This window comes from Shouchella lonarensis, from assembly GCF_900096965.1.
Classification (GTDB): domain Bacteria; phylum Bacillota; class Bacilli; order Bacillales; family Bacillaceae_D; genus Shouchella; species Shouchella lonarensis.
Map to the genome: position 1 here is coordinate 16,921 of NZ_FMYM01000004.1, position 17,472 is coordinate 34,392.

The 17,472-nt window shown below is 46.7% G+C and carries 18 protein-coding genes and 1 riboswitch; of the genes, 6 read left to right on the forward strand and 12 right to left on the reverse strand.

What is annotated here, in order from left to right; all coding sequences use genetic code 11:
• Window positions 1–314 precede the first annotated feature (314 nt).
• The gene (locus BLT29_RS04600) at window positions 315–1,208 is read right to left on the reverse strand and encodes a LysR family transcriptional regulator (RefSeq protein ID WP_090775159.1); all 894 of its coding nucleotides are present in this window, start codon (window positions 1,206–1,208) and stop codon (window positions 315–317) included.
• 117 nt (window positions 1,209–1,325) lie between these two features.
• On the opposite strand from BLT29_RS04600, the gene hpaI reads away from it, so the two are divergent.
• From hpaI to BLT29_RS04630, 6 genes are read left to right on the forward strand one after another with little or no spacing between them, the layout of a single operon-like run.
• Entirely contained in the window at window positions 1,326–2,249 is a 924-nt protein-coding gene (gene hpaI, locus BLT29_RS04605) for a 2,4-dihydroxyhept-2-ene-1,7-dioic acid aldolase (protein ID WP_090775160.1), read from the forward strand.
• 18 nt (window positions 2,250–2,267) lie between these two features.
• Window positions 2,268–3,785, forward strand: a complete 1,518-nt coding sequence (hpaE, locus tag BLT29_RS04610; protein WP_090775161.1) for a 5-carboxymethyl-2-hydroxymuconate semialdehyde dehydrogenase — start codon at window positions 2,268–2,270, stop codon at window positions 3,783–3,785.
• 11 nt (window positions 3,786–3,796) lie between these two features.
• Window positions 3,797–5,275 (forward strand): 4-hydroxyphenylacetate 3-monooxygenase, oxygenase component, encoded by a 1,479-nt coding sequence (hpaB, locus tag BLT29_RS04615; protein WP_090775162.1) that lies wholly within the window; start codon window positions 3,797–3,799, stop codon window positions 5,273–5,275.
• Window positions 5,275–6,258, forward strand: a complete 984-nt coding sequence (gene hpaD / locus BLT29_RS04620) for a 3,4-dihydroxyphenylacetate 2,3-dioxygenase (RefSeq protein ID WP_090775371.1) — start codon at window positions 5,275–5,277, stop codon at window positions 6,256–6,258. The genes hpaB and hpaD overlap by 1 nt, the downstream gene beginning before the upstream one ends.
• Before the next feature lie 36 nt (window positions 6,259–6,294).
• Window positions 6,295–7,743 (forward strand): aldehyde dehydrogenase family protein, encoded by a 1,449-nt coding sequence (locus BLT29_RS04625; protein WP_090775163.1) that lies wholly within the window; start codon window positions 6,295–6,297, stop codon window positions 7,741–7,743.
• Between the two features lie 15 nt (window positions 7,744–7,758).
• On the forward strand, window positions 7,759–8,214 hold the full coding sequence (locus BLT29_RS04630) for a flavin reductase family protein (protein WP_090775164.1): 456 nt from the start codon (window positions 7,759–7,761) through the stop codon (window positions 8,212–8,214).
• 100 nt (window positions 8,215–8,314) lie between these two features.
• On the opposite strand, the gene BLT29_RS04635 is transcribed toward BLT29_RS04630, so the two are convergent.
• From BLT29_RS04635 to BLT29_RS04685, 11 genes are all read right to left on the reverse strand, one after another.
• Window positions 8,315–8,872: a MepB family protein gene (locus BLT29_RS04635; protein ID WP_090775165.1), complete on the reverse strand. Its 558-nt coding sequence runs from the start codon at window positions 8,870–8,872 to the stop codon at window positions 8,315–8,317.
• A 12-nt stretch (window positions 8,873–8,884) separates the two neighbouring features.
• Window positions 8,885–9,277, reverse strand: coding sequence for a 5-carboxymethyl-2-hydroxymuconate Delta-isomerase (locus BLT29_RS04640; protein WP_090775166.1), 393 nt, complete (start codon window positions 9,275–9,277; stop codon window positions 8,885–8,887).
• Between the two features lie 12 nt (window positions 9,278–9,289).
• Complete coding sequence (locus tag BLT29_RS04645) at window positions 9,290–10,051, reverse strand: fumarylacetoacetate hydrolase family protein (protein ID WP_090775167.1); 762 nt, start codon at window positions 10,049–10,051, stop codon at window positions 9,290–9,292.
• Window positions 10,051–10,812: a fumarylacetoacetate hydrolase family protein gene (locus BLT29_RS04650; protein WP_090775168.1), complete on the reverse strand. Its 762-nt coding sequence runs from the start codon at window positions 10,810–10,812 to the stop codon at window positions 10,051–10,053. The genes BLT29_RS04645 and BLT29_RS04650 overlap by 1 nt, the downstream gene beginning before the upstream one ends.
• Window positions 10,813–10,894: 82 nt before the next feature.
• A complete protein-coding gene (locus BLT29_RS04655) occupies window positions 10,895–11,713 on the reverse strand; it encodes a MetQ/NlpA family ABC transporter substrate-binding protein (RefSeq protein WP_090775169.1) in 819 nt (272 codons plus the stop codon).
• A gap of 12 nt (window positions 11,714–11,725) precedes the next feature.
• A complete protein-coding gene (locus BLT29_RS04660) occupies window positions 11,726–12,382 on the reverse strand; it encodes a methionine ABC transporter permease (protein WP_090775170.1) in 657 nt (218 codons plus the stop codon).
• A complete protein-coding gene (locus tag BLT29_RS04665) occupies window positions 12,375–13,400 on the reverse strand; it encodes a methionine ABC transporter ATP-binding protein (RefSeq protein WP_090775171.1) in 1,026 nt (341 codons plus the stop codon). The genes BLT29_RS04660 and BLT29_RS04665 overlap by 8 nt, the downstream gene beginning before the upstream one ends.
• Before the next feature lie 62 nt (window positions 13,401–13,462).
• A riboswitch (SAM riboswitch) is annotated at window positions 13,463–13,570 on the reverse strand.
• 73 nt (window positions 13,571–13,643) lie between these two features.
• A complete protein-coding gene (gcvH, locus tag BLT29_RS04670) occupies window positions 13,644–14,033 on the reverse strand; it encodes a glycine cleavage system protein GcvH (RefSeq protein WP_090775172.1) in 390 nt (129 codons plus the stop codon).
• A 115-nt stretch (window positions 14,034–14,148) separates the two neighbouring features.
• Window positions 14,149–14,517, reverse strand: a complete 369-nt coding sequence (locus BLT29_RS04675; protein ID WP_090775173.1) for an arsenate reductase family protein — start codon at window positions 14,515–14,517, stop codon at window positions 14,149–14,151.
• 25 nt (window positions 14,518–14,542) lie between these two features.
• Window positions 14,543–15,502 (reverse strand): alpha/beta hydrolase, encoded by a 960-nt coding sequence (locus BLT29_RS04680; protein ID WP_090775174.1) that lies wholly within the window; start codon window positions 15,500–15,502, stop codon window positions 14,543–14,545.
• 173 nt (window positions 15,503–15,675) lie between these two features.
• A complete protein-coding gene (locus BLT29_RS04685; protein ID WP_090775175.1) occupies window positions 15,676–17,460 on the reverse strand; it encodes an acyl-CoA dehydrogenase FadE in 1,785 nt (594 codons plus the stop codon).
• Window positions 17,461–17,472: the final 12 nt, after the last annotated feature.

Genomic DNA, 17,472 nt, shown 5'->3' on the forward strand with positions numbered 1-17,472 from the left:
TTTGAGACAGGGCTCAAGCCACGCTTTGACTTTTTGGAGCATCGGCAACACCTCCCCCGCAGGGAGATATTGACCACCTTGGAGTTCCTTTTCCGAGCTACTGCGCTACCGTCTCTATCATACTTAAGTGCTTCACGTTTCGTCAAATAATTTGATTACTTTTTTAACAAATAGTTACCTTCACAAACCATCATTTTCCTTTCTCCCATTTTGCTTCACCAATAATAAGTGCCCTTCTTCTATATAAAACTTCGGCCACGCGCACATGAAATGTATACACTTCATTCATCACACTCAACCCACACTGTTTTAGCTCAGCATACCGAAACACCTTCTTTAAATCTAGCAATCAACCTTCGCGCTTGCTTCGATAAATACCGCCTTGATAACCAAATAATGGCTGCTTTTGCTTCTAATGTCGTATCTACCAACGAAAATACCTCTACCCCTGGCGGACGAAACGTTTCCAAGGTTGACTTAGGCACAATCGTTGCGCCAACGCCGTTCGCAACAAGCGCCAGCAACAAAGTGACATCCGGACACTCACACACAACATTTGGCTCAAACTGATGCGCCCGACACGCGTCTAGGACCATTTCATATTGGCCCGTTCCATGCACCCGGTGTAACAGTAACAACGGTACCTCCCGTAAGTCTGCCATAGACAAGCTATTACCTGACTGCGGTAGCCTCCATCCTGCCGGAAACACCACGACAAAAGGCTCGTCCGGTAAACGAATATGTGCAAATTCGGACAGTGGCAGCGGCAAACGCACAAGGCCAAGCTCAACAGTACGATTTTTGACGAGTTCACTAATACGATACGAGTCACCATCATGCAAAGAGAAGCGGACATTCGGATACTGCGTGCGAAACTGTTGCATTTGTGCTGGCAAGTAAGCAAAGCATGATTTCACCGTACCAATCGCTAGCGTTCCACTTAACCCTTCGCCGCGATCTCGCACCTCCATCCGAACCTCTTCCATCTCCTGTAACAATCGTTCCGCCTTCGTAAAGAGCACTTCCCCTGCTTGCGTCAATGTCATCGTCCGCCGATGCCGCTCAAATAACGTCACCCCAAGCTCTTGTTCTAGTAACTTTAATTGTTGACTAAGCGGCGGCTGCGCCATATGCAGTTTTTTCGCTGCTTTTGTCACTTGCCCCTCACAAGCAATCGTATAAAAATATTTTAGTTGTTTCATATCCATCTAACTCACCACCCACTATATCTTTTTCGTATCGTTTATATATTAAATCAATATTTATCATATAGCGTAACACATGGTACGTTTAAGAGACAATATATTTAAAAAGGAGTGTACACAATGGATTATACTGCAGCAGCAAAACAACTACGCGGGTCGATCGCCCCAGTCGTCACCCCATTCACAGACAATTACAGCATTGATTTCGACGCCATGACTTCCCTCATCAACTGGCACATCGACCAAGGTAGCCACGGCATTTCTGTTACTGGGACGACAGGCGAACCGAGCTCACTGACGTACGAAGAGCGCACCCGTGTGATGGCGCATGCCGCAAAAACGGTCGCCGGACGGGTTCCATTTGTCCCTGGCACCGGGTCTGTCAATCATGAAGAAACTTTGAATCTCACGAAAATGGCGCAAGAAATAGGTGCCGATGCCGCAATGGTCATCGTTCCTTACTATAATAAACCATCACAACACGCGCTCTATAATCATTTTAAAGCAGTTGCCGCGAGTGTGGACATTCCAATCATCATTTACAACATTCCCGGTCGAACGGCCGTCAACCTTCATGTCGATACACTCGCCCGCTTAAATGAGGATTGTCCCAATATTATTGGTGTCAAAGAGTCGAACAAAGACTTTGAGCACATCAACCGCGTGTTACTAAAATGTGGCCCGGAGTTCAACCTTTATTCGGGCATCGAACTGCTCTGTTATCCAATGCTTGCGATTGGTGGCGCCGGTCACATTAGTGCGACTGCCAATGTGATGCCGGAAAAAGTCGCGGAACTATACGATGCGTGGGTGGCAGGCGATACCGACCGTGCTCGTTCGCTCCATTATGAATTGATGCCTCTAAATGATGTGTTGTTTCAAGACACGAACCCAGCACCACTGAAAGCTGCACTCGGAATGATGGGCAAAATCGCACCCGTGCTCCGTCCCCCGATGGCACTACCTACAACAGCCCTACAAAAAGACATCGCGAATGTCTTAAAAAATTATACAACGATTGAGAACGAGACGATTTCTTCATAACGCCAGGAGGAGATGAAAATGACACACGCGCATGCGCAAACAAACACACCGCTCACACATGACAGCAAAGTCACCGATATCAAACTTTACATTAATGGGCAGTTCGTTGATGCGGCAACGAAAGAAACGTTTGCCAATATCAATCCGTTTACGGAGAAAACAATCAACAACGTCGCATCCGGTGACGCGCCTGACATTGATGCCGCGGTGACCGCTGCCAAAACTGCTTTTCACGGCGAATGGGGTCGGTTAAAACTGACCGAGCGACTCGCGTATGTACACAAAATTGCCGATCTCATTGATGCACATATCGAGGAGATTGCGCCGCTTGAGTCGCTTGATACCGGGTTACCGCTCGCACAAACGAAAAAAATGGTCGCCCGTGCCGCGCAAAATTTCCGTTTCTACGCAGAGATGGTCGCGACGCGCCTGACAGGGGATGCATATCCTGTCGACGACCAATTTTTAAACTACACGATGTACAAACCAGTCGGCGTTGCTGGGCTTATCACCCCGTGGAACGCGCCCTTTATGTTAGAAACATGGAAGATCGCTCCGGCACTCGCGACAGGCAATACCGTCGTGTTAAAACCAGCCGAGTGGTCGCCACTGACAGCGAACAAGCTCGCAGAAATCATTCATCAAGCAAACTTACCAAAAGGCGTCTTTAACGTGGTGCACGGTTATGGCGAAACAGCCGGCGCTGCCCTTGTCGCCCATCCAGATGCCCCCCTCATCTCTTTCACCGGAGAAACGACGACCGGCAGTGAAATTATGAAAAACGGGGCCCCGGCATTGAAACGGTTCTCGATGGAACTGGGCGGGAAATCGCCGTTCATCGTGTTTGCTGATGCCGACCTCAACCGGGCGCTCGATGCTTGTACGTGGGGGATCTTTTCCTTTAATGGTGAACGCTGCACCGCCAACTCACGCCTCTTTTTACACGACAGCATTTACGACACCTTCGTCGCGGAATTAAAGAAGCGCGTACAAAACATCCGCGTTGGTGACCCACTTGATCCAGAAACAGAAGTCGGCCCGCTCATCCACCGTGAACATTTTGAAAATGTCTCTCGCTATCTCGACATTGCTAAAGAAGAAGGTGCTGAAGTCGTGAGCGGTACACTATCACAAGTGGAAAATGGTCACTTCGTTGCACCGACATTATTGCTTAACGCCCACGGTGACATGCGTATCGCAAAAGAAGAAATTTTCGGTCCGGTAATGACTGTTTTCCGCTTCTCTACTGAAGAGGAAGTAATTGAAATGGCCAATGACACGCGCTACGGTCTCGCCGGTTACGTTTGGACGCAAGACGTGAAACGGGCGCACCGCGTCGCGCATGCAGTCGATGCTGGCATGTTGTGGGTCAACGCCCAAAATGTCCGCGATTTACGCATTCCATTTGGTGGTGCGAAACAAAGCGGCATCGGACGTGAAGGTGGGCATTACGCGTTTGAATTTTATACCGAAGTGAAAGCGATCCACGTTGCACTAACAGATCACCCCATTCCAGCATTCGGGAAAAAACGATAGGAGGAACGACCATGGGCGCCAAAACAGGCCAACAATATATCGACCGTTTAAAAGCAGCGAAAAACCATGTGTATGTACACGGAGAGAGAGTGAACGACGTCACGACCCACCCAAATTTTAAAAATGTCGTCCGCTCAATGGCCCATTTATATGACTTACAACACGAACAAGGAGAAACGATGCTGTACACTTCGCCGACATCCAGTGATCCGGTCGGCATGACATTTTTACAACCGACTTCGATTGATGATTTAATCAAACGGCGGACGGCGATTCAAGCGTGGGCGAAAACATCAGGCGGTATGCTCGGCCGTTCGCCTGACTATTTAAATGCTGAAATGATGGCGATGGGCACAAACAATGCTTTATTTGCCGAAGCAGACCCAATGTTTGCCGAAAATACGAAGCGTTACTATGAGTTTGCCCGGGAAAATGACATTAGCTTGACGCATACACTCATTCATCCGCAAGTAAATCGAGCGAAAGCACAGCACGAACAAAAAGACGCCAACGTCGCCCTCCATCTTGTCAAAAAAACGACGGACGGTATCATTGTTGATGGCATTCGCCTTCTCGCCACCCAAGGCGGGATTACAGACGAAATTCTCGTCTTCCCGTCTACCGTGAAAAAAGCGGGCGAATTAGACGATCCATACTCACTTGCATTTGCGATTCCAAACAATACACCAGGGTTAAAATTTTTAAGTCGTGAATCATTTGACCCCGATAAAAGTACATGGGACTATCCACTCTCTTCCCGGTTTGAAGAAGGCGATGCGATCGTTTCATTTGAAAACGTTTTCGTACCATGGGAGCGTGTCTTTGTTTGTGGTCATTCTAGTATTTGTAACCGCACATTCCGTGAAACGAATGCGGTCGTTCATATGTCGCATCAAGTCGTCGCCAAAAACATTGTCAAAACCGAATTTGTCCTCGGCACGGCGTTGTCGATCATGGACGCGATTGGCATTGATGGATTCCAACACGTACAAGATAAAGGCACTGAAATGATGCTTGTGCTTGAAGCGATGAAATCTCACTTATATCGCGCCGAGCACAATGCAAAACGAGATGCTTCTGGCACAATGACACCCGACTTCGAAGCACTGAACGCTGCGCGCAATTGGTACCCGCGCGTCTACCCACGCCTCACGGAAATCATCCGCATTCTTGGTGCTTCCGGCTTGATGGGCATCCCGACTGAAGCAGATTTCTCACATGAAGAAATTGGTCCATTGCTTGAGCGTGGCTTACAAGGCAAGCATGTGACCGGCTCTGAACGGGTGCAATTATTCCGACTCGCTTGGGATTTAACGATGAGCGCTTTCGGTAGCCGTCAAGCCCACTACGAATACTATTTCTTCGGTGATCCGATCCGTATGGGCATGGCTTACTTTGATACTTTCGAAAAAGCCCCGTACAAACAGTACGTCCAAGATTTCTTGAAGGGACGGGAAGCAACGACGCCTACAGGAGGGGACGCGCGATGATTGATTTAGGGATTATTCGCGCCGGGCGCGCTGTCTTGCACGTGACAGACTTAGATGCGTCACGCAAATTTTACGTCGATGGACTTGGGTTTATCGAGACCGAATCAGATGAAACGCATTTATATTTACGCGGCTTGGAAGAACATAACCATCATTCGTTGTTACTAAAAAAAGCCGCCAAGCCAAGTGTGGAAGTAATGAGTTATAAAGTCCGCCATCCTGATGATTTAGAAAAACTTGCGGCGACCTTTTCTGAACAAGGATATGAGACAACATGGTGCGAGCGCGGCAGTCAACACGCCATCGGACGTACGTTACGCGTGCAAGACTTATCCGGGCTGCCGCTTGAATTTTACGCCGAAATGACTGTCGTCGAGCGCATGTTACAGCGCTATGATCTATACAAAGGCGCCCGAATCCAGCGCATTGACCATTTCAACTGCATGGTGCAAAATGTAGAGGCAGCGTACCATTTTTACATGAAGACGTTAGGGTTTGCTTGCTCAGAATACACCGCAACGGACGAAGAGGCAATTTGGGCTGCGTGGCTCCACCAAAAGCCGAGTGTACACGATGTCGCATTTATGAACGGGGTCGGGCCACGCTTACACCACGTTGGTTTTTGGCTCAGCGACCAGCTTAGTTTAATCCATGCCTGTGACGTGCTTGCCTCGATTGGTTATGCAAAAACAATCGAACGCGGGCCCGGAAGACACGGGCTATCCAATGCCTTCTTCCTTTATTTACGTGATCCTGATGGCCATCGCATCGAGCTTTACAACGGTGATTATTTAACAAGCGATCCCGATTTTAAGCCGATTCGTTGGGACTTAGACGACCCACGCCGAGCCACATTTTGGGGACATGCCGCGCCAGACAGCTGGTTTGACGAAGCTTCACCCGTCCAACACGTGGTGACGAAACAAGTCGTCGCTACAGCTGAACCGATTTTAAAGAAGCAAAAACCAACGTTCATGTTGTGATGAGACGCATTTTTTACAATTGGGAGGGTCATGACGATGAACATCCAGCAATACATTGACACGACGCTTCAACCATATATATTAAAAGATTGGGGCGAACAGCGCGATACAAGTGTGCTCACCGCCCCTTACGACGGGCGCACACTCGCGCACATTCCGCGCATGTCGAAAGCAGACGTCGATCAGGCGATTACAGCTGCGGCACAGGCAAAAGAGGCGATGGCCGCTCTTCCTGCCCATCAGCGCGGTGACATATTAGACCGGCTCGTCTCCTTGCTTGAGCAAAAACAAGACATCGCCGCGGCACTGATTTGTGCTGAAACCGCCAAACCAATCCGCACCGCAAAAGAAGAAGTGGCGCGCACGATCCAAACATACCGATTCGCTGCCCATGCTGCGTATAACCAGCGCGGAGAGACGTTGCCAATGGACGCAGCCCCTAATGGGGTTGGACGGATTGGCTTGACGATGCGCGAGCCGCTCGGCATCATTGGTGCGATTACACCGTTTAATTTCCCACTCAATCTTGTCGCGCATAAGATCGGGCCAGCGATTGCTTCTGGAAATACCGTCATTTTAAAACCAGCTTCACAGACACCGTTGTCGGCCTATTTTTTAGGACAATTACTCACGGAAGCAGGACTACCAGCCGGTGCTTTTCATATCGTCACTGGTAGCGGAAAAACCATCGGCGATGCGCTTGTCACAGACGACCGCGTCCAAATGATTACCTTCACTGGCAGTGCCGAAGTCGGAAAAGAAATTCGCGCCAAAGCAGGCTTGAAAAAAGTGACGCTTGAACTCGGCTCCAATTCCGCCCTCATTGTTGACAAGCAAATCGACCCGCACGCGATTGCAAAACGCTGTGCGATTGGTGCCTTTACTTTTCAAGGACAAGTATGTATTTCATTGCAACGCATTTATGTCCACGAAGACCTTTATGATGAATTTGTTGCTGCTTTTATTAACGCCAGCAAATCCCTTGTGACAGGCGATCCGACGCATGACGAGACGGATATATCGGCACTCATTTCAGAAAACGATGCCGCGCGTGTTCATACGTGGATCAACGACGCGCTTGAAGCAGGCGCAACACTTGGGTGTGGCGGGCATCGCGATGGTGCGATCATCGAGCCGACTGTTTTGCTACATGTCCCAAAAGAGACACGTATCTCTTGCGATGAAGTTTTCGGCCCTGTCGTGCTCATTAATCGCATTGCGTCTCTAGAAGAAGGGGTCACCCACGTCAATGATTCACGCTACGGCCTGCAAGCCGGGATTTACACGAATGATATCCATCACGCTTTAAACGCTGCCAAGAAACTACACGTAGGCGGCGTCATGATCAATGACATCCCCACTTACCGTGTTGATCATATGCCTTACGGGGGCGTCAAAGAAAGTGGCACCGGACGCGAAGGCATTACGTATGCGATCGAAGAAATGACAGAACTGAAACTCGTTGTCTTTAACCAACTGAAATGAGAGGGGGGCTTTTCCATGGATGAACAACGTTTCCGCACGGCGATGAGCCGCTTTCCAACCGGTGTGACCGTCATTACAACAAACATTGATGGCATCACGCACGGGATGACCGCAAATGCTTTTATGAGCGTATCACTCAACCCAATGCTCATTGCCGTATCCGTTGCCAACAAAGCGGCCATGCACGCGTATTTAGCGCAGTCTGGGCGCTTTGCCGTGAACTTATTAACGAAACAACAAGCGGATATATCGACCCATTTCGCCGGTGGGCCACAAGTGGACAATATCTCCTTTGAAACGTTTGACCAGCTCCCTATTTTGCGCGATGCGCTTGCTTACATTACTTGTGACGTGCACAACGCCCACCAAGAAGGGGATCACACCATTTATATTGGCGCCGTTCGAGACTTAGTCGTCAATGATGAGCAACCGCTTGCTTATTTTTCTGGGAAGTATTGTGGGGTGATGTAAACAACCCTACATTTCTTCCTAAAAAAGATATGCAAAAAGCCGAGCTGTGCTCGGCTTTTTGTCATTTTACTTGGAGATAACGCCAACCCCACACCAGCTCCTACCCCATTACACGCGAGTTAACCTGACAAATCGTTTCTTTCATTTTCCCCTCTACAAACTCGTCAAAGTAGTCACTTTGCCACTTCTTCGTTCTCTGTGCTTGACTTGCTGTCGGTGTTGTCCATGGGCCATAGACGCGAAAAGCCCGTTTACCCCCAATATGTTGCCGAGAAAATATGCCCTTTTTTATAAGCACTAATTTAGGGAAAAGAAACATCCCACATCTAGCACCTTCATCACTTGCAATGAGCACCCACTCGATGTCATCAGACGCATCGAGTGGCGCAATTTCAAATGCAGGTGTCTCCCTTTTCCATAAGGTGACAAACTGCCCCACTTTTTTTGGTGTGCGTTTCGCTTGACGAAAAAGCGCACGCTGTCCATTCAAATGAAATTGAACAGCGCCGTATTCAGCGCTTTCATGTTCCCTATAAGATTCACTAACTTGAATACCAGCTGGAGTCAATATTTCATTACAAATCCACTCGAATGAATACGGTAACTCCCCTACACTTGCGTCAACAGACCATTTCGGACGCGTATTTGTCAATGTCATCTATTTAATCCCCTAACTTCTACGCTTATACCGCTCATGAATATTATTCTTCTTATAAGTCCCACCTTCCGCAAACTCCACCAACTCCAACGAAAGCGCAAGATAACGTCGTTCAAACACATCGGCAAACGTGTCACACACAACCGCAAACACCGCCTCGCACACTTCTGTTTTCACTTCTTCAGTGCGCCCGGCCCCGATTTTCATAATGACATGTACAAATGCGTCATCTTCTGCGCCATCGACAACGACATAATCGTGCAACATGATCGCGCGCGAACGGATCCCTCCAACGGGAAAAAGGGGCGCGCGATCAATCAATACTTGGTTGATCTTTGCTAACAGCGATCGCATATCGGTTTCGCCTTGCAAATTATCGGTATATTCCACTGTAATATGTGGCATCGTGCGCCTCCTTTACGATCGTCCAACAGCTTGTTTCTCCCTTACAATCGTATTCGCAAGCTTCCCTAACCCTTCGATTTCTGTAATTATCTCATCACCGACTTCCACATTCACCGTCCCTTTCGGCGTCCCGGTCAAAATGACATCTCCTTTAGACAACGTCATAAACGAGCTGATGTGCGCAATTAACTGCGGGATCGTAAACACCATGTCGCGTGTCGATCCTTCTTGCGTTAATACGCCATTCACATACGTACGTAACATCAAATTCATCGGATCAGGCACTTCATCAGCGGTCACGAGCCACGGACCGAGTGGTGTACTATGGTCACGATTCTTCACCCTTAAATTAGGACGGTAATAGTTTTCCAAGTAATCACGAAATGCATAGTCGTTGGCAATCGTATATCCTAACACATACCTGTACGCCTCATTTTCAGCAACATCGCGGGCTGTTTCGCCAATCACAACAGCGAGTTCGCATTCATAGTGCATAAACGTAACATCTTCTGGTCGAACCGTCTTATTGCGATGACCCACAAATGTATTAGGCCCTTTCAAAAAAAGTAACGGCTCTTCTGGCGCTTGAAAAGCAAGCTCGCTCGCATGATCGGCATAATTGAGCCCAAGCGCAAATGTCGTTCTAGGCTCGATGGGCGGTAACCACTCAACATCCATTTCCGTCAACATGCGCCCATCTTGTAACATCACTTGTCCATTCGCCTCTGTTGCTTCATGGCAATCACCTTCGTAACGTACTCGTGCTGTTTTCACTAGAGATGCCCCCTGTCTACGATTATTGCTTGTTCACGCACAACGTTTGTTTCTAATACGCCAATCGGATCAATCTCAATCCGGATACGATCGGCCTTGCGCACAATCGGCGCATCTTGACGCACACCAACGTGCAGGACATCACCTCGTGATAGTGTCATAAAAGCTGTCACGTCCTCAAGCAATTGTGCAACTGAACGGTATAAGTTTGACGTTAGCCATGAACATACAATCTGATCATTGACATACGTCTTCACCTCTACGTCATTAATGTCATCTATCAAAGCGCTGCCTATCACTTGCGGGCCTAAAAAACAAAAACCATCCCGCGCGCGATGTTTCACTGCCGGACGGAAAAAACTTTTGTGCGGCACAGTCACGTCACCAATAATTGTAAAACCAGAAACAACGTCAAGCGCAGATATTTTTTTCACTGCCGTTGCAGTCTGTCCAATGACAATGCCTAGCGTTGCCCCCATTTGTACTTCCGCCACATCCTTCGGTAATAATAACGGTTGGCCATGTTCGTTATACGTATTACGTGGTTTCATATAAAGTACAGGTGCTTCGGGTGGTTGCTTATAAGGAGACTTGAGAAAATCGTCTTTCATTGTTTCTAGCTCAACAAGATCATTTAACAACGTCCCGTATACACGTCCTTTAAGCACAACCTCTTGTAAGGATACATCTCTGTCAGATACGTTCTCTTCGCTTAATAGTTCCATCACAATCACACTCCGTCTTGAACAAAATTTGCGCATATACTATCTCTTTCGCGATCGCCCTCCTTTTTCCCTTCAAAAAAAAACAAGACCCCTCACTTGAGAGATCTTGCTCCGCTACTTAATCGACTGCGATCACGGCACCGGCATACTTTTCATCAATAAACGCTTTGATTTCATCAGAGTCGAGCACCGAAATCAGCGCTTTGACTGCCTCATCATCAGCGCTATCTTTGCGTGTCACGACAATATTGGCGTATGGATTGCTTTCATCGCCCGCTTCTAAATAAATTGCTTCTTCCACTGGAGAAATGCCGGCGCCCATCGCGAAATTCGAATTAATTGCGACGACGTCTGCCTCATTTGATTGATACGCTTGTGGCAACATTTCTGGATTCGGACCAGCATCAATGCGAATATTTTTCGGATTCTCTACAATATCTGCTTCCGTCGCTTCCACAGCAGGAACACCGTCTTTTAATGTAATGAGCCCCGCTTCTTGTAATAACGAAAGAATTCGCCCGTAATCGGAAACAGAATTGCTCATTAGCACCGTTGCCCCGTCAGGAAGCTCATCCAACTTGTCATAGTCTTGTGAGTAAAGACCGATTGGCTCCAAGTGCACTGCGCCTACTTCCACAAAGTCATAGCCGTGGTCAGCAATTTGCTGGTCTAAATATGGACGGTGTTGGAAAAAGTTTGCGTCAATTTCCTCGTCCTGAAGGGCCCGGTTCGGTAAAATGTAATCATCAAACACTTTAATTTCTAAATCAAAACCTTTTTCTTTTAGAAGTGGCTTTGCTTCTTCCAAAATTTCTGCATGGGGCACATTTGATGCACCGACTGTTACTTTTGATCCGTCTTTTTCACCGCTATTTCCACAAGCCACAAGTCCCGTACTCGCTGCGAATACACCTAATCCTAACAACCATTTTTTCATTTTACATTCCCCCTATCGTTTATCTATCTTTCTTGTGAGTGAATCTCCGAGCCACTGAAACAAAAATACAATTAATAAAATCACAACTGTCGCCACAAGCATTACTTCTGTATTCGTTCGTTGAAACCCTTGCTGAAATGCCAGTGTCCCAAGTCCGCCAGCACCGATTGTACCAGCCATTGCCGTGTAACCGACAAGCGCGACCGTCGTCACTGTGATCCCTGAAATTAATGCTGGCAGTGCTTCAGGAATGAGCACCTTCCACACAATATGTGCATGTGATGCCCCCATTGACTGAGCGGCTTCAACGACACCGCGATCGACTTCGCGCAAAGCGAGCTCAACCATTCGTGCATAAAATGGCGCTGCACCAATAATTAAAGCCGGAAGTGCTGCAGAAGCGCCAAACATCGACCCCACAATCATGCGCGTGAAAGGAATTAATAAAATAATTAAAATGATAAACGGGATCGAGCGAAATACATTGACAACTGTTCCGATAACGACATAGGTCAAACGGCTCTCCCAAGCGCCCCCTTTTGCCGTCAAATAAAGCACGAGCCCAAGCGCCAACCCTAACACAAATGTCGCAACACTAGAAGCGATGGTCATATAAACCGTCTCCCACGTTGCCACCCAAACATCTTCCCAAACGACGTTGCTAAGCATGGTTGATCACCTCTACTTCTACCCCACGTTCACGTATATATGCAAGCGTCGCCTCAATCTCCACTTCTTCGCCTGAGAAACGAACAAACAACTTACCGACTGACCCTTGTTGTAACTTGGAAATGTTCCCATGTAAAATCGAAATCTCAATTGGAAAGCGGCGAATCACATCAGTGACGAGTGTTTCTTCTAATGGATTTGCACTAAATGTCAACGACGCAATCACCCCATCGCCTTTTTCAGCTAGTCGCTCCCAGAGCGACTCCTCTTCTTCATCCGTCTTCGCAAGTTCTTTTACAAATAACTTTGTCATCTGCGCTTGGGGACGGCGAAACACATCCATGACAGGACCTTTCTCAACAACCTCTCCTTGATCCATCACCGCAACATGGTCACAAATCTTTTGAATGACATGCATCTCGTGCGTAATAAGCACGATGGTTACCTTCAGTTTCTTATTAATTGCTAGTAATAAGTCTAAAATCGCATCGGTTGTCCTCGGGTCAAGGGCAGATGTCGCCTCATCGCAAAGCAATACGCTCGGTTCATTCGCGAGTGCACGCGCAATGCCGACACGTTGCTTTTGACCACCACTCAACTCTGATGGGTAATGATCCTCGCGACCATCCAAACCGACAAGCCGCAAAAGTTCCTTTACCCTTTCTTGACGTTGTTCCCGCGGTACTCCTGCGACCTCTAATGGTAATGAGATATTTTCCCATACCGTTCGCGACCATAACAAATTAAAATGTTGAAACACCATCCCTATTTTTTGGCGCGCATGACGCAATTGTTTTGCTGATAGTCTCGATAAGATATGACCATCAACCGCTATCTCTCCGGCAGTGGGACGTTCTAACAGATTCAGCAAGCGGATCAATGTACTTTTGCCAGCTCCACTGTAACCAATAATCCCATATATTTGTCCTTCTTCAATCGTTAAATCCAGGTTACGTACAGCCTCAATCGCTCCCGACTTTGTCTGGAACGTTTTACTCACACCTGTTAGTGAGATCATCGTCATTCCTCCCAACAAAAAAATCTTTCTGCATGAGCAGAAAGATTTTATCTATCACTTTCATCTCATCTCTCAGAGTTCTACACTCTGCAGGATTTAGCACCTGCAAACATGACGTTTGTGGTTGCCGGGTTTCGTCGGGCCAGTCCCTCCACCGCTCTTGATAAGAATATTCACTTGTTTTCATCACGTAGCCGTATCATAGCATGATTTAGTTACACCGTCAATCATCATTTTTATGATCTATTCAGCTTCGCTAATCATTTCCTGGTACTCACCAGCAGACATTAAATTTTCCACGTCACTCATATTGCTTGGTTCAACAACAATCATCCATGCTTTCCCATATGGTGATTCATTTACAAATTCTGGTGAGTCTTCGAGCTCTTCATTCACTGCAACGACTTTTCCACTCACTGGTGCGTATAACTCAGAAACCGTTTTGACAGATTCAACACTACCAAATGGCTCATCCGCTTCGATCTCATCACCGACTTCTGGCAACTCTACAAATACAATGTCGCCAAGCTCAGACTGGGCAAAATATGTAATCCCAATGCGGACGTTGTCACCTTCTACTTTCACCCATTCATGTTCCTCTGAATACTTTAGTTCTTCAGGTAAGTTACTCATCCTCATCGCCTCCATCATCATTTCCTTATTAGGGTTGACACTTTTTCCAAAAAACATCACAACACATTCAAGCTCATTTTACCATAATTAAAAATGATCCCCAAATGAGATGCACTTATTTTTCTTTCGCTAACCAAGTGTTTTCATAAACATCTTCTTTGAAACCAAGCGTAACTTGGTTGCCATCTGTCACAAGTGGACGTTTTAATAGCATACCATCAGAAGCAAGCAACGCATACTGTTCTTGTTCAGACATATCGGCAAGTTTATTTTTTAAATCAAGAGCGCGGTATTTCTGTCCACTCGTATTAAAAAAGCGTTTTAGCGCTTCCCCACTATCTTTATGCCATTGTTCAATTTGCGCTGCTGTCGGTGGGGCATTCACGACATCAATGGCTTCGTACGCAACTTCATGATCACTCAGCCATTTTTGCGCCTTCCGACATGTGCTACATTTTGGGTAGTGGTACATTTTTATCGTCATCATTTTTCTCTCCTTCTAAAACTGACTAAAAGTTTTCCTGTAAGAAACGGACAACTTTGTCGGCATATTCATCAGCTAGTTCATTCACTGTCTCTACATGCCCGTCATTCTCCGCAATCCATAATTCATTTTTCCCACCCATTGATGCATGAATCGCTTCACTATCTGTATACGGAATGGCGTCATCATTTTTCCCATGAATGAAGTAAACCGCTTTATTTTCTGCTTGCGTGATCGCATCAATCGGACTTACTTCATCAATATCGGCGCCAATGAGCCTTGGGATCACTTGCATCGTGACAGGCGTAAATGGGATATCTGGCAGATCACTCCAATGCGATAAATTAGACGATAGATACTGGCGTAAATTCGCAAATGGACTGTCGGCGATCACAACATCAACTGTATTCGACTGCGCAACTGCTAGTAAAGCCGAAGCAGCGCCCATTGACCAACCAATCACAGCGACATCTTCCATTCCTTTGTCCTCTTGTGCAAATGAAAAAGCCGACAACAAATCTTGTGACTCATACTGCCCAAGTGTGACCGCATCTCCTTCAGATTCCCCAGAAGCACGGTAATCAAATAACAACAAATGATAGCCTTCTTCTGCTAACCTTTTTGCGAGAGGAAGGATTTGATTCCCTGCTTGCAAACGAGATTGTCCGTAACCGTGTGAAAACACAACTGCTTTGGTCGATTGTATCTCTTGCCCTTCTCGCTGCGCCGGGATCCACCAGCCCTTCAAGGAAATATCATCTGCTTTGCTTTTAAAGCCAATTTCTTCAAACTTGAGTCCATGGTCAGCTGGTGTCTCATCAATCTCTACTCGTTCTGGGTGTGATAAGTTCCAACCAACATATGTTGCAACGCCAACCACTGCTAAGATCGCGAGTACAATAAAAATAACTAACCCTATGATCACTTTCTTCATCCGTCCTATTTTTGGTTTCTTTGATAAAGGTGTTTCTGTTGTTGCTGGCATCAAAATCACCCCTTGGCTTTATTTTATGACGGTCACGACGAAAATTCAATCTTTATGTGAAAAGAAGAAGTCTGCATGCAGACTTCTTCTTGACTGAGGAGAATACTCCTTGCGAGAGGAGTATTTTTATTTATTTTTGCGGCTCTATTTAGAGCCCCAAAATTGTCACCTAATTAAACAACGTATTTCTTCGCTGCAATGACACCTTTTGCAATTTCACGCTTTTTCTCAACGACATTGATTGGTTGATGGCGCGTAAGCTTACGCAACATCGACATCATCGTACGGAGCGTGTCACCTTCTTGCATGTGAATCAACGCTTTCTTCGCGCTTGCTTCAATGCGGTTGACTGCTTCTTGAACGAATACTTCTGTCATGAGAAGCTTTTGTGCTTCTTTTTCAAACGACGTTTTGTTTGCTGCTTTTTCTGTACGTAAAACGACAGATTCCATCGAGTAAATATCACTCACGATGTCAGCGACAACTGCAAGAACCTCTTGCTCTTTCTCAAGCGCTGGGCCGTATTTTTGGGCACCGAGACCGGCGATCATTAAGAACACTTTTTTCATCGTCGACACTAGATACTTTTCTTGCGCAAGTGGCTCGTCACCAGTTTCTTCTGGCATAAACATCATGAGCTCTTCTTGCAAGCTTTGTGCTTGTTCAAGGAACGCAAGCTCACCTTTCATCGCTTTACGCATTAACGTGCCTGGTACGAGCAGACGATTGATTTCGTTTGTTCCTTCGAAAATCCGGTTAATACGAGAGTCGCGGTAAATACGCTCTACTTCGTACTCAGCCATGAAGCCGTATCCGCCGTGGATTTGTACCGCTTCATCAGACACGTAGTCAAGCATTTCTGAACCAGCGAACTTGTTTAGTGAACACTCAATCGCATATTCTGCAATCGACTTCGCGACTTCACGACCGTCTTTTTGTTGTTCTTCACTTAAGCTGCCAAGACGATCTTCGAACAAACCACCTGTACGGTAGATGGAGCTCTCTGATGCGTAAATTTCAGTGGCCATGGAAGCAAGTTTCTCTTGAATTAAACGGAACTCAGAGATTGGCGTTTTGAACTGCTTACGCTCAACAGAATAGGTTGCTGCAAGCTCAAGCGCACGCTTCGCTCCACCGACACAGCCAATTCCAAGCTTGTAACGACCAACGTTTAAAATGTTAAACGCAATAACGTGACCTTTGCCAATTTCACCTAGTACATTTTCTTTCGGCACAAGTGCATCTTCTAAAATCAATGTACGTGTCGATGAGCCTTTAATACCCATCTTCTTTTCTTCTGGGCCCGTGCTCACACCCGGATAATCTTTTTCTACGATGAAAGCAGTGAACTTCTCGCCATCAATTTTCGCGTAAACAACAAACACTTCTGCAAAAGCGGAGTTTGTGATCCATTGCTTTTCACCATTTAATACGTAGTGCGTGCCTTCTTCGTTTAACACGGCTGTTGCTTTGGCACCAAGCGCATCAGAACCTGAACTTGGCTCTGTTAAGGCGTAGGCAGCGATTGTCGTACCATTTGCTAAACCAGGTAAATACTTTTTCTTTTGCTCGTGTGTACCGAAGAACACAATTGGTAAAGAACCGATGCCAACGTGGGCACCATGGCTTAAGCCAAACGCACCGGCACGGTTAAAGTTTTCAGAGATGAGTGATGAACTAATCTTATCAAGGCCTACACCGCCGTACTCTTCTGGTACATCGGCACCAAGCAAGCCAAGCTCACCTGCTGATTTCAATAAACGAACCGTATGATCAAAGTTATGATTTTCAATTTCTTCTAGTACAGGGACCACTTCGTTTACCGCAAACTCTTCTGTTGTCCGGGCGATCATTAAGTGCTCTTCTGTGTAATCTTCCGGTGTAAAGACACGCTCTGCGTCAATGTCTTCTAGCAAAAAGTTACCGCCTTTAATCAAGTCTTTTGTTGTTTCACTCATGACAAAACCTCC

Coding starts and splice junctions, on each gene's coding strand:
- BLT29_RS04630 (WP_090775164.1), top strand. CDS start 7,759: ATGGATGAACAACGTTTCCGCACGGCGATGAGCCGCTTTCCAACCGGT.
- BLT29_RS04655 (WP_090775169.1), bottom strand. CDS start 11,713: ATGAAAAAATGGTTGTTAGGATTAGGTGTATTCGCAGCGAGTACGGGA.
- hpaB (WP_090775162.1), top strand. CDS start 3,797: ATGGGCGCCAAAACAGGCCAACAATATATCGACCGTTTAAAAGCAGCG.
- BLT29_RS04625 (WP_090775163.1), top strand. CDS start 6,295: ATGAACATCCAGCAATACATTGACACGACGCTTCAACCATATATATTA.
- BLT29_RS04600 (WP_090775159.1), bottom strand. CDS start 1,208: ATGGATATGAAACAACTAAAATATTTTTATACGATTGCTTGTGAGGGG.
- hpaE (WP_090775161.1), top strand. CDS start 2,268: ATGACACACGCGCATGCGCAAACAAACACACCGCTCACACATGACAGC.
- BLT29_RS04680 (WP_090775174.1), bottom strand. CDS start 15,502: ATGCCAGCAACAACAGAAACACCTTTATCAAAGAAACCAAAAATAGGA.
- gcvH (WP_090775172.1), bottom strand. CDS start 14,033: ATGAGTAACTTACCTGAAGAACTAAAGTATTCAGAGGAACATGAATGG.
- BLT29_RS04675 (WP_090775173.1), bottom strand. CDS start 14,517: ATGACGATAAAAATGTACCACTACCCAAAATGTAGCACATGTCGGAAG.
- BLT29_RS04635 (WP_090775165.1), bottom strand. CDS start 8,872: ATGACATTGACAAATACGCGTCCGAAATGGTCTGTTGACGCAAGTGTA.
- BLT29_RS04660 (WP_090775170.1), bottom strand. CDS start 12,382: ATGCTTAGCAACGTCGTTTGGGAAGATGTTTGGGTGGCAACGTGGGAG.
- BLT29_RS04685 (WP_090775175.1), bottom strand. CDS start 17,460: ATGAGTGAAACAACAAAAGACTTGATTAAAGGCGGTAACTTTTTGCTA.
- hpaI (WP_090775160.1), top strand. CDS start 1,326: ATGGATTATACTGCAGCAGCAAAACAACTACGCGGGTCGATCGCCCCA.
- BLT29_RS04640 (WP_090775166.1), bottom strand. CDS start 9,277: ATGCCACATATTACAGTGGAATATACCGATAATTTGCAAGGCGAAACC.
- BLT29_RS04665 (WP_090775171.1), bottom strand. CDS start 13,400: ATGATCTCACTAACAGGTGTGAGTAAAACGTTCCAGACAAAGTCGGGA.
- BLT29_RS04650 (WP_090775168.1), bottom strand. CDS start 10,812: ATGCGCAAATTTTGTTCAAGACGGAGTGTGATTGTGATGGAACTATTA.